Below are 11,484 nucleotides of genomic sequence, written 5' to 3' on the forward strand. Positions count from 1 at the left end.
CTCCGCCGCGTGCGCGGCTCCGCGTCGCGCAGGAAACGGCGGAGACAACCCAGCAATGATCGAATATTGTCAGGAATCAGCCCGGTCCAAAATGTCAGGGATCAACCCGGTCGGACCGGGCGCTGATCGTTGTCAGTTCGCTCGCTGTATTCACGTCCGCTCAGCTGCTCGTTACATCACACATCGTCACTCCGCTGGTGACAGCATTGGCGCGCATCACGTGCAGCGTGCTCGTGGACCCCCACCCCCGACCCCTCCCCGCAAGGGGGAGGGGAGCGCCCCGCGATCGGGGTGAGAGATCGAGTCCAACTGTTTCGTGACTCAGCGCATCCGGACAAGCGCCCGCTTCGTACTCCGTCCTGTCGCATCTGCGACATGCTGTCGGGAGAGCGACAGCTGGCTGCCACGGCGAAGTTTAGAATCCTCCTTAGAAATCAACCAAGTGGGCTCTGGCACGGCGCTTGAAAGATAACGCGTGAAAGACGTCGTCCGATGTCGCAGGGATCGCGGGGAGCTGCACATGACCTATAAGATCATCGCCTCACAATGCACGGTCTGCGGGGCTTGCGAGTTCGAATGCCCGAACGCGGCCATTCGGCTCAAGAACGACATGTACATCATCGATCCGAAGAAGTGCACGGAGTGCGAAGGCCACTTCGATGCGCCGCAATGCGCTGCCGTCTGTCCGGTGCCGGACACCTGCGTGCCCGCCTGACGCGGGCGCCTGGACTGACAATTGGAAGCGGAGTGAGAGATGGCAGCGGTTCAGGAGACCATTGATCGCGTCAAGGACATTGACGTCGATCAATATCGCTACGGGTTCGAGACCGTCATCGAATCCGAGAAGGCCCCGAAGGGGCTGTCCGAGGACACGATCCGCTTCATCTCGGCCAAGAAGAACGAGCCGGCCTGGATGCTGGAATGGCGGCTGGAGGCGTATCGCCGCTGGCTGACCATGACCGAGCCGACCTGGGCCCGCGTCGGCTATCCCAAGATCGACTACCAGGATCTCTATTACTATTCCGCGCCGAAGCCGAAGAAGAAAGTTGCTTCGCTCGACGAGATCGATCCGGAGATTCTCAAGACCTATGAGAAGCTCGGCATTCCCTTGCGCGAGGTCGAGATCCTCGAAGGCGTCGAGCGTCCGGCAGCGGCCGCTGAAACCGATGCCGATGGCGAGGCGGTTGCGCCACGGACCAAAATCGCGGTCGACGCCGTGTTCGACTCGGTCTCGGTGGCGACGACCTTCAAGGAAGAACTGAAGAAGGCCGGCGTGATCTTCATGCCGATCTCCGAGGCGCTGCGCGAGCATCCTGATCTCGTGCAAAAATATCTCGGCACCGTGGTGCCGACGACCGACAACTACTTCGCGACGCTCAATTCGGCTGTGTTCTCCGACGGCTCGTTCGTCTACATCCCGCCGGGCGTGCGCTGCCCGATGGAGCTGTCGACCTATTTCCGCATCAACGAGCGCAACACCGGCCAGTTCGAGCGCACCTTGATCATCGCCGACAAGGGCGCGTACGTCTCGTATCTGGAGGGCTGCACGGCGCCGCAGCGCGACGAGAACCAGCTGCATGCCGCCGTGGTCGAGCTGGTCGCGCTGGATGATGCCGAGATCAAATATTCGACCGTGCAGAACTGGTACCCTGGCAATTCCGAGGGCGTCGGCGGCATCTACAATTTCGTCACCAAGCGCGGCGACTGCCGCGGCGCCAATTCCAAGATCTCCTGGACCCAGGTCGAGACGGGATCGGCGATCACCTGGAAATATCCGAGCTGCATCCTGCGCGGCGACAATTCCAGCGGCGAGTTCTACTCGATTGCGATCTCCAACGGCTTCCAGCAGGTCGACTCCGGCACCAAGATGATCCATCTCGGCAAGAACACGTCGAGCCGGATCATTTCCAAGGGTATCGCCGCCGGAAAGTCGCAGAACACCTATCGCGGCCTCGTCAGCGCCCATCGCAAGGCGTCGGGCGCGCGCAACTTCACCGCCTGCGATTCGCTCCTGATCGGCGACAAATGCGGCGCGCATACCGTCCCCTATATCGAGGCCAAGAACTCCTCGGCGGTGTTCGAGCACGAGGCCACGACCTCCAAGATCTCCGAGGACGTGCTGTTCTACTGCATCCAGCGCGGGCTCAGCCAAGAGGAAGCGGTCGGCCTCGTCGTCAACGGCTTCGTCAAGGACGTGCTGCAACAGCTGCCGATGGAGTTCGCGGTCGAGGCGCAGAAGCTGATCTCGATCTCGCTCGAAGGGTCTGTCGGTTAAGAACGTGTCGCCTGGCGACAAGATGAGAAGGAGTGTTCGATGACGGCCTTGCTCGAAATCAAGGGGCTCCATGCCGAGATCGCTAGCGGTCGGAAGATCATTCAGGGCCTCGATCTGACCGTGAACAAGGGCGAGATCCACGCCATCATGGGGCCGAACGGCGCCGGCAAGTCGACCCTCTCTTATGTGCTCGCCGGCAAGCCCGGCTACGAGGTCACGGCCGGCGAGGTCACTCTCAACGGCGAGGACCTCCTGGCGATGTCCGCCGACGAGCGCGCCGCCAAGGGCGTGTTCCTCGCGTTCCAGTATCCGCTGGAAATTCCGGGTGTCGCAACGCTCACCTTCCTGCGCGCTGCCTTCAACGCCCAGCGCAAGGCGCGCGGCGAGGCGGAACTGTCCTCGCCGGATCTGATCAAGCGGGTGCGCGAGATTGCCAAGACGCTGAACATCGACGCCGACATGCTGAAGCGGCCGCTCAATGTCGGCTTCTCCGGCGGCGAGAAGAAGCGCAACGAGACGCTGCAGATGGCGCTGCTGCAGCCCTCGCTCTGCGTACTCGACGAAACCGATTCCGGCCTCGACATCGATGCGCTGAAGGTAGTTGCCAACGGCGTCAATGCGCTGCGCGCGGCCGAGCGCGGCATGATCGTGATCACGCATTATCAGCGGCTGCTCGACTACATCGTGCCGGACATCGTCCATGTGTTCGCCGCCGGCCGCATCGTCCGCACCGGGGGTGCAGATCTCGCGCGCGAGCTCGAGGCGACCGGTTACGCCCAGTACCAGAGCGAAGCGGCGTAAGGGCCGGGGAGTACGATCATGGGCGTCGCGATCCGCAAGACCAAGGCCGAGCTCGGACTGGCCGATCTGTATCAGGGCGCCCGCCGCTATCTGCCGGGCGGCGAGGAGATATCAGCGGTGCGCGCGGCGGCGTTCGAGCGCTTCACCGCGGTCGGCCTGCCGCATCGGCGTGTCGAAGCGTGGCGCTACACCGATCTGCGCACGCAGATGAAGGAAGCCAAGCGGCTCGCCTCGCTGCCGGACGATGCCGCCAAGACCAGGGCGCGCGAGGCCCATGATCTGTTCGCCGGCGCCGGCTTCCGCAAACTCGTCATCGTCGACGGCGCCTTCGTGCCCGAGCTGTCCGACCTCGCCAACCTTGAGTCTGGCCTCACCATCCAGCCGATGGCGGATGCGCTCGCCGCGGACAAGCCGCTGCTGTCGCAGCGCCTCGGTCCCGTCGTGCCGGATGACGATCCGGCGCTGGCGCTGAACACGGCGCTGGCCGCCAATGGCGTCGTCATCCTGGTTGCCCCCGGCACCGTGCTGAGCCGGCCGATCCATGTCGCCTTCGTCACGACCAACTGGGTCGCGACATCGATGTTCACGCGCTCGCAGGTCAATATCGGCACCGCCGCCAGCGCCACCATCGTCGAGTCGCATCAGGGGCCCGACGGCAGCGAATACCAGGTCAACACCGCGATGCAGCTCGTCGTCGGCGACGAGGCGCGGATCGACCACATCAAGGTCGTCAGCGAGGGCAGCAGCGCGCTGCATATCTCGTCGCTGCTCGCCAATATCGGCGCGCGCGCGACCTTCAACCAGCTCGGCTTCGTCGCCGGCGGCAGCCTGGTGCGCAACCAGCTGTTCGTGCACATCGCGGGCGAGGGCACCATCGCCGACATCCGCGGCGGCTCGCTGCTGTCCGGCACGCAGCATGCCGACACGACGCTCGCGATCGAGCATGCGGCGGAGAACTGCCAGAGCCGCGAGACCTTCAAGGCGGTGGTCGGCGACACCGCCCGTGCAGTGTTCCAGGGCAAGATCACGGTCAGCCCCGGCGCGCAGAAGACCGACGCCAAGATGATGTCGCGGGCGCTGCTGCTGTCCGACGAGGCCGAGGCCTATAGCAAGCCGGAGCTCGAGATCTTCGCCGACGACGTGCAGTGCGGTCACGGTACGACGACCGGTGCGATCGACGACGAGCTGCTGTTCTATTTGATGGCCCGCGGCATTCCGCCCAAGCAGGCCAAGGCGCTGCTGATCCAGGCCTTCGTCGGTGAGATCATCGAGGGCGCGGCCAATGAGAGCGTGCGCGACGCGCTGACCGGGGCGATGCTGGGCTGGCTCGGACAACGGGAGTAGATGATGCATGCAGCGGTGCAGGGAAGCGGCTACGATGTGAGCCGCATCCGGGCGGACTTTCCCATCCTCGGCATGCAGGTCCACGGCAAGCCGCTGGTCTATCTCGACAACGCCGCCTCGGCGCAGAAGCCGCAGGCGGTGCTGGACCGGATGAACCAGGTCTACACCTCCGAATACGCCAACGTTCATCGCGGGCTGCATTATCTCGCCAACGCCGCCACCGAGGCCTACGAGGGCGCCCGCGCCAAGGTCGCGACCTTCCTCAACGCCGAAAGCCCCGAGCAGATCATCTTCACCCGCGGTGCGACCGAGGCGGTCAATCTGGTTGCGCAGACGTTCGGGCGCGAGCGGATCGGGCCGGGCGACGAGATCGTGCTCTCGATCATGGAGCACCACGCCAACATCATCCCCTGGCACTTTCTCCGGGAGCGCCAGGGCGCGGTGATCAAATGGGCCCCGGTCGACGACGACGGCAACTTCCTGCTCGACGAATTCGAGAAGCTGCTCACGCCGCGCACCAAGATGGTGGCCATGACGCAGATGTCGAACGTGCTCGGCACGGTCGTCCCGGTCAAGGAGGTCATCCGCATCGCGCATGCCCGCGGCATTCCCGTGCTGATCGACGGCTCGCAGGCCGCGGTGCACATGGACGTCGACGTCCGTGATCTCGATGCGGACTTCTATTGCATCACCGGGCACAAGATCTACGGCCCGACCGGGATCGGCGCGCTCTACGGCAAGCGCGAGCTGCTGGCATCGATGCCGCCGTTCAACGGCGGCGGCGAGATGATCCGCGAGGTGTCGCGGGACTGGGTCACCTATGGCGACCCGCCGCATCGCTTCGAGGCCGGCACGCCGCCGATTGTCGAGGCGGCAGGCCTGGGCGCTGCAATCGACTACGTCGCCTCGATCGGCAAGCAGCGCATCGCGGCGCATGAGCATGATCTCGTCGCCTACGCCACCGAGCAGCTGCGCGAGATCAATTCGCTGCGCATCATCGGCAACGCCGCCGACAAGGGCGCCATCGTCTCGTTCGAGATGCAGGGCGCGCACGCCCACGACTTCGCCACCGTCATCGACCGCTCCGGCGTCGCCGTCCGCGCCGGCACCCATTGCGCCATGCCGCTGCTGGAGCGCTTCGGCGTGACGGCGACGTGCCGGGCGTCGTTCGCGATGTACAACACGCGGGAAGAGGTCGACGTGCTCGTGCGCGCGCTGAAGAAGGCGCAGGAGTTTTTCGCGTAGCCTCGCTCGCGGTCAGCGCAAAGAAGCGGTGCCCATTGCTGCGCCCTCTCCCCTTGCGGGAGAGGGCATCGCCGCTGCCGGCTCCAGGCTCGCTCGGGTGAGGGGTTGTCTCCGCGAGTCACGACCGTCTGAGTATGCCGAGAGAACCCCTCACCCGGCGGCCCAGGGCGATGCTTCGCATCGCCGGGGCCGCCACCCTCTCCCGCCTTGCGAAGCTCCGCTTCGCTTGGGGGAGAGGGTGCACCCGAGTTCGTCGCGATACGTGCGATCAATCAAACAGCAATCAAATAATCAAACCTAAGCCGCAGCCATTGCCGCCTGCGCATCGGCCTTGATGCGGCTGACCATCGAGCGGAAGCCGTTGGAGCGCTGCGGGGTCAGATGTTCGCGCAGGCCGAGCTTCTCGAACAGCGCGATCGGATCGGCCGCCAGGATCTCGGGCGCTGTGCGGCCGGAGACCATCGCCAGCAGGATGGCGACCAGGCCGCGGACGATATGCGCGTCGCTGTCGCCGATGAAATCGAGCAGCGGGGCTGCGGCGCCGTGACGCACCGACGTGGCGACCCAGACCTGGCTGGTGCAGCCCTGCACCTTGTTGCCGTCGGTGCGGTCGGCATCCTGCAGCGGCGTCAGGCTACGTCCGAGCTCGATGACGTAGCGGTAGCGGTCGTCCCAGTCGTCGAGCAGGGAAAAATTCTCGACGATGTCCTCGATCTCAGGTGTTCCCGGCGTCGCGGTCTGGGTCATCTTCAACATGATCCTCTCCTGGTCATCTGCTGATCTCCGTCGACGTCAGGGCGACGATGGCGCGAGACCCGAGTCCGCACCGCGCCGCGCCAGAACCGAATCGACCGCGTGCGTGACGCCGTCGAAGGTGATCGGCTTGGCGATGATCGCTTCGGCACCCTGTCGCAGGCCCGCCAGCGCGAGCGGGGACTTGTTCGATCCCGCGACCACGATGATGCCGGCCTGATGCAGCTTGCGTGCAAGCATGCCGACGGTCTCGGCGCCGCCGTCCTCCAGGATGCTGCTCCCGACCAGCACCGCATCCGGCGTTGCCCGTGCGGCCTTGGTCAGCGCGTCCGCGGTCTGCGCGAACGTGAAGGTCTCGTGACGCTCGCTGAGGATATAGCCGAGCGCCGAGCGGATCACCTGATCGGCTTCGATGACAAAGATGCGCGCCTTGCTCGACATCAAAGTACTCCTGCTGCCCCGTTCGCAAACGGATTGATCCAGATCAAGCAAACTCCGTACCGCCGCTCTTCGGCCGGCTTGCGCAGCATTGGCGAGTGTTCGTCGCTGTTGCGCTGCGTAGAGCCTGTGATGACGTGTGTCGTTTCGGACAGCACAGCCGGGGAGCGTCGGGTGAAAACCCCCGATGTCGGGTTTGCAACAAGTACATCCTAGCGCCGAGCTTGGCCGCATCTCTTTCAAAACATGGCCTTTTTAACGATTCCAAAGCTCTGGCACATCAGTTGCAAAACTCTGGTCAGGCAAAGGTTGAGGGCTGAGTGCACGCCGACGCTTCGGACGAGCGATGCTCTCCTTCCCAATAACCCGTCTGCCGGTTCTGGAGAGAGGACGCAGTCTCGTCATGCAAGGCGCATGCGGGACATAGGCAATCGGTTGATGGAGAGCAGAATGGCATCGCTTCGACAAATCGCATTCTACGGCAAAGGCGGCATCGGCAAATCGACGACGTCGCAGAACACCCTGGCCGCGCTGGCCGAGATGGGTCATCGGATCCTGATCGTCGGCTGCGACCCCAAGGCGGATTCGACCCGCCTGATCCTGCACGCCAAGGCGCAGGACACCATCCTCAGCCTGGCCGCTGCCGCGGGCAGCGTCGAGGACCTCGAAATTGAGGAGGTGATGAAGGTCGGCTATCGCGACATCCGTTGCGTCGAGTCCGGTGGTCCGGAGCCGGGCGTCGGCTGCGCCGGCCGCGGCGTCATCACCTCGATCAACTTCCTGGAAGAGAACGGCGCCTATGAGGACATCGACTACGTGTCCTACGACGTGCTCGGCGACGTGGTCTGCGGCGGCTTCGCGATGCCGATCCGCGAGAACAAGGCGCAGGAGATCTACATCGTGATGTCCGGCGAGATGATGGCGATGTATGCCGCCAACAACATCTCCAAGGGCATTCTGAAATACGCGAACTCCGGCGGCGTGCGCCTGGGCGGCCTGGTCTGCAACGAGCGCCAGACCGACAAGGAGCTGGAGCTTGCTGAAGCCCTCGCCAAGAAGCTCGGCACCCAGCTGATCTACTTCGTGCCGCGCGACAACATCGTGCAGCACGCCGAGCTGCGCCGCATGACGGTGCTGGAATATGCGCCCGACTCGGTCCAGGCCGGCCACTACCGCTCGCTGGCCCAGAAAATCCACGTCAACGCCGGCAAGGGCATCATCCCGACGCCGATCACGATGGACGAGCTCGAGGACATGCTGATGGAGCACGGCATCATGAAGGCGGTCGACGAGAGCCAGATCGGCAAGACTGCCTCCGAGCTCGCCGCCACGGCGTAACCGCCACCGGTCATCCGGCCCTTGGTTTCCAGGGCCGGATGACCCCCGCAACCGATCATCGAGGAAAGCCAGATGAGCGTCATCGAGAAACAAAGCGTGGCCGAGATCAAGGCGCGCAACAAGGAACTGATCGCCGAGGTCCTGAAGGTCTATCCGGAAAAGACCGCCAAGCGCCGCGCCAAGCATCTCAACGTGCACGAGAACGGCAAGTCCGACTGCGGCGTCAAGTCGAACATCAAGTCGATCCCCGGCGTCATGACCATTCGTGGCTGCGCCTATGCCGGCTCGAAGGGCGTGGTGTGGGGTCCGATCAAGGACATGATCCACATCAGCCACGGCCCGGTCGGCTGCGGCCAGTATTCCTGGGCGGCGCGCCGCAACTACTACATCGGCACGACCGGCATCGACACCTTCGTGACGATGCAGTTCACCTCCGACTTCCAGGAGAAGGACATCGTCTTCGGCGGCGACAAGAAGCTCGCCAAGATCATGGACGAGATCCAGGAGCTGTTCCCGCTGAACAACGGCATCACCGTGCAGTCGGAATGCCCGATCGGCCTGATCGGCGACGACATCGAGGCGGTCTCCAAGGTCAAGTCGAAGGAGTATGACGGCAAGACCATCGTTCCCGTCCGTTGCGAAGGTTTCCGCGGCGTCTCCCAGTCGCTCGGCCACCACATCGCCAACGATGCGATCCGGGACTGGGTGTTCGACAAGCTGCCGGCCGACGCCGCGCCGCGTTTCGAGCCGTCGGATTATGACGTCGCGATCATCGGCGACTACAACATCGGCGGCGACGCCTGGTCGTCCCGCATCCTGCTCGAGGAGATGGGCCTGCGCGTGATCGCCCAGTGGTCGGGCGACGGCTCGCTCGCCGAGCTCGAGGCGACGCCGAAGGCGAAGCTCAACGTGCTGCATTGCTACCGCTCGATGAACTACATCTCGCGTCACATGGAAGAGAAGTACAATATTCCGTGGTGCGAGTACAATTTCTTCGGGCCGAGCAAGATCGCCGAATCGCTGCGCAAGATCGCCAGCTATTTCGACGACAAGATCAAGGAAGGTGCCGAGCGCGTCATCGCGAAGTACCAGCCCCTGATGGACGCCGTCATCGCCAAGTACCGGCCGCGCCTGGAAGGCAAGACCGTGATGCTGTTCGTCGGCGGCCTGCGTCCGCGCCACGTGATCGGCGCCTATGAGGACCTCGGCATGGAGGTCGTCGGCACCGGCTACGAGTTCGGCCACAATGACGACTATCAGCGCACCGCCCAGCACTACGTCAAGGACGGCACGCTGATCTATGACGACGTGACCGGCTACGAGTTCGAGAAGTTCGTCGAGAAGGTCCAGCCGGACCTCGTCGGCTCCGGCATCAAGGAAAAGTACGTGTTCCAGAAGATGGGCGTGCCGTTCCGCCAGATGCACTCTTGGGACTATTCCGGTCCCTACCATGGCTATGACGGGTTCGCGATCTTCGCCCGCGATATGGACATGGCCATCAACTCGCCGGTCTGGAAGATGGCAAAGGCCCCCTGGAAGCAGGCGCCGAAGCCGTTGCTGCAGGCAGCCGAGTAATCACCACCACCCACGGCCTGGCTCTCCTTCGGCGGAGAGCCAGCGCTCCCTGATCGACACAGGAACAAAGAGAGGGTTATCCCATGACGCAGTCTGCCGAACATGTGCTCGATCACTTCGAGCTTTTCCGTGGTCCCGAATACCAGCAGATGCTGGCCAACAAGAAGAAGATGTTCGAAAATCCGCGTGATCCCGCGGAAGTCGAGCGCATCCGCGAATGGGCCAAGACGCCCGAATATCGCGAGAAGAATTTCGCCAGGGAGGCGCTGACCGTCAACCCGGCCAAGGCCTGCCAGCCGCTGGGCGCCGTGTTCGTCGCGGTCGGCTTCGAGAAGACGCTGCCGTTCGTGCACGGCTCGCAGGGCTGCGTCGCCTATTATCGCAGCCATCTGTCGCGCCACTTCAAGGAGCCGAGCTCCTGCGTGTCGTCGTCGATGACCGAGGACGCGGCCGTGTTCGGCGGCCTCAACAACATGATCGACGGCCTTGCCAACGCCTACAACATGTACAAACCGAAAATGATCGCGGTCTCGACCACCTGCATGGCGGAAGTCATCGGTGACGACCTCAACGCCTTCATCAAGACCTCGAAGGAGAAGGGCTCGGTTCCGGCCGAGTACGATGTTCCCTTCGCCCATACGCCCGCCTTCGTCGGCAGCCACGTCACCGGCTACGACAATGCGATGAAGGGTATTCTCGAGCACTTCTGGGACGGCAAGGCCGGTACCGCGCCGAAGCTCGAGCGCGTTCCGAACGAGAAGATCAACTTCATCGGCGGCTTCGACGGCTACACCGTCGGCAACATCCGCGAGGTCAAGCACATCTTCGAGGAGATGGGGATCGAATACACGATCCTCGGCGACAACTCGAACGTGTTCGACACCCCGACCGACGGCGAGTTCCGCATGTATGATGGCGGCACCACCCTGGAGGAGGCGGCCAACGCCGTCCACGCCAAGGCGACCATCTCGATGCAGCACTACTGCACCGAGAAGACCCTGCCGCTGATCAAGAACCACGGCCAGGAAGTGGTCTCGTTCCACCATCCGGTCGGCGTCACCGGCACCGATGCCTTCGTGATGGCGCTGTCGCGCATCACCGGCAAGGAGATCCCGGAATCGATCGCGCTCGAGCGCGGCCGCCTGGTCGACGCGATCGCCGACTCCAGCGCGCATATCCATGGCAAGAAGTTCGCGATCTACGGCGATCCGGATCTCTGCCTCGGCCTCGCCGCGTTCCTGCTCGAGCTCGGCGCCGAGCCGACCCACGTGCTCGCCACCAACGGCAACAAGGACTGGGCCGAGAAGGTCCAAGCTGTGTTCGACTCGTCGCCGTTCGGCAAGAACTGCCACGTGTATCCGGGCAAGGATCTCTGGCACATGCGCTCGCTGCTGTTCACCGAGCCGGTCGACTTCCTGATCGGCAACACCTACGGCAAGTATCTGGAGCGCGACACCGGAACGCCGCTGATCCGCATCGGCTTCCCGATCTTCGATCGCCACCACAAGCATCGCTACCCGGTGTGGGGCTATCAGGGCGGCCTGAACGTGCTGGTCACGATCCTCGACAAGATCTTCGACGAGATCGATCGCAACACCAACGTGCCGGCCAAGTCGGACTACAGCTTCGACATCATCCGCTGAGTTCAGCGCGGCGGCCTTCCGGGGCCGCCGCGTTTCGATGATGGAAGCAGGGCTCATGGGGAGGCATGTCGT

10 protein-coding genes are annotated in these 11,484 nt (G+C 63.8%); 8 read left to right on the top strand and 2 right to left on the bottom strand.

Annotated elements, in window-relative coordinates:
* Positions 1-520 precede the first annotated feature (520 nt).
* The 5 genes from QQL87_RS34645 to QQL87_RS34665 are packed head-to-tail and all read left to right on the top strand — an operon-like array spanning position 521 to position 5,665.
* Complete coding sequence (locus tag QQL87_RS34645; RefSeq protein ID WP_006609648.1) at positions 521-715, top strand: 4Fe-4S dicluster domain-containing protein; 195 nt, start codon at positions 521-523, stop codon at positions 713-715.
* 39 nt (positions 716-754) lie between these two features.
* Positions 755-2,275, top strand: coding sequence for a Fe-S cluster assembly protein SufB (gene sufB, locus QQL87_RS34650; RefSeq protein ID WP_284423587.1), 1,521 nt, complete (start codon positions 755-757; stop codon positions 2,273-2,275).
* Positions 2,276-2,314: 39 nt separating this feature from the next.
* Positions 2,315-3,076, top strand: coding sequence for a Fe-S cluster assembly ATPase SufC (sufC, locus tag QQL87_RS34655; RefSeq protein ID WP_284423588.1), 762 nt, complete (start codon positions 2,315-2,317; stop codon positions 3,074-3,076).
* Positions 3,077-3,094: 18 nt separating this feature from the next.
* On the top strand, positions 3,095-4,420 hold the full coding sequence (gene sufD, locus QQL87_RS34660; RefSeq protein ID WP_284423589.1) for a Fe-S cluster assembly protein SufD: 1,326 nt from the start codon (positions 3,095-3,097) through the stop codon (positions 4,418-4,420).
* Positions 4,421-4,423: 3 nt separating this feature from the next.
* Positions 4,424-5,665, top strand: coding sequence for a cysteine desulfurase (locus QQL87_RS34665; protein WP_284423590.1), 1,242 nt, complete (start codon positions 4,424-4,426; stop codon positions 5,663-5,665).
* A 297-nt stretch (positions 5,666-5,962) separates the two neighbouring features.
* On the opposite strand, the gene QQL87_RS34670 is transcribed toward QQL87_RS34665, so the two are convergent.
* Positions 5,963-6,421 (bottom strand): SufE family protein, encoded by a 459-nt coding sequence (locus QQL87_RS34670; protein WP_284423591.1) that lies wholly within the window; start codon positions 6,419-6,421, stop codon positions 5,963-5,965.
* A gap of 36 nt (positions 6,422-6,457) precedes the next feature.
* The gene (locus QQL87_RS34675; RefSeq protein ID WP_284423592.1) at positions 6,458-6,859 is read right to left on the bottom strand and encodes a response regulator; all 402 of its coding nucleotides are present in this window, start codon (positions 6,857-6,859) and stop codon (positions 6,458-6,460) included.
* A 447-nt stretch (positions 6,860-7,306) separates the two neighbouring features.
* On the opposite strand from QQL87_RS34675, the gene nifH reads away from it, so the two are divergent.
* From nifH to nifK, 3 genes are all read left to right on the top strand, one after another.
* Positions 7,307-8,194: a nitrogenase iron protein gene (gene nifH, locus QQL87_RS34680; RefSeq protein ID WP_284423593.1), complete on the top strand. Its 888-nt coding sequence runs from the start codon at positions 7,307-7,309 to the stop codon at positions 8,192-8,194.
* 72 nt (positions 8,195-8,266) lie between these two features.
* On the top strand, positions 8,267-9,769 hold the full coding sequence (nifD, locus tag QQL87_RS34685) for a nitrogenase molybdenum-iron protein alpha chain (protein WP_172115379.1): 1,503 nt from the start codon (positions 8,267-8,269) through the stop codon (positions 9,767-9,769).
* A gap of 83 nt (positions 9,770-9,852) precedes the next feature.
* Positions 9,853-11,412 carry a nitrogenase molybdenum-iron protein subunit beta gene (gene nifK / locus QQL87_RS34690; protein WP_284423594.1) on the top strand — a complete coding sequence of 520 codons (1,560 nt, stop codon included), beginning with the start codon at positions 9,853-9,855 and terminating at the stop codon, positions 11,410-11,412.
* The last annotated feature ends 72 nt before the right edge of the window (positions 11,413-11,484 follow it).

The organism is Bradyrhizobium sp. SSBR45G (assembly GCF_030159255.1).
Classification (GTDB): Bacteria; Pseudomonadota; Alphaproteobacteria; order Rhizobiales; family Xanthobacteraceae; genus Bradyrhizobium.

Bases quoted from the DNA above. Each gene is read 5' to 3' on its own strand.
- QQL87_RS34645 (WP_006609648.1), top strand. From the start codon at position 521: ATGACCTATAAGATCATCGCCTCACAATGCACGGTCTGCGGGGCTTGC.
- sufB (WP_284423587.1), top strand. From the start codon at position 755: ATGGCAGCGGTTCAGGAGACCATTGATCGCGTCAAGGACATTGACGTC.
- sufC (WP_284423588.1), top strand. From the start codon at position 2,315: ATGACGGCCTTGCTCGAAATCAAGGGGCTCCATGCCGAGATCGCTAGC.
- sufD (WP_284423589.1), top strand. From the start codon at position 3,095: ATGGGCGTCGCGATCCGCAAGACCAAGGCCGAGCTCGGACTGGCCGAT.
- QQL87_RS34665 (WP_284423590.1), top strand. From the start codon at position 4,424: ATGCATGCAGCGGTGCAGGGAAGCGGCTACGATGTGAGCCGCATCCGG.
- QQL87_RS34670 (WP_284423591.1), bottom strand. From the start codon at position 6,421: ATGTTGAAGATGACCCAGACCGCGACGCCGGGAACACCTGAGATCGAG.
- QQL87_RS34675 (WP_284423592.1), bottom strand. From the start codon at position 6,859: ATGTCGAGCAAGGCGCGCATCTTTGTCATCGAAGCCGATCAGGTGATC.
- nifH (WP_284423593.1), top strand. From the start codon at position 7,307: ATGGCATCGCTTCGACAAATCGCATTCTACGGCAAAGGCGGCATCGGC.
- nifD (WP_172115379.1), top strand. From the start codon at position 8,267: ATGAGCGTCATCGAGAAACAAAGCGTGGCCGAGATCAAGGCGCGCAAC.
- nifK (WP_284423594.1), top strand. From the start codon at position 9,853: ATGACGCAGTCTGCCGAACATGTGCTCGATCACTTCGAGCTTTTCCGT.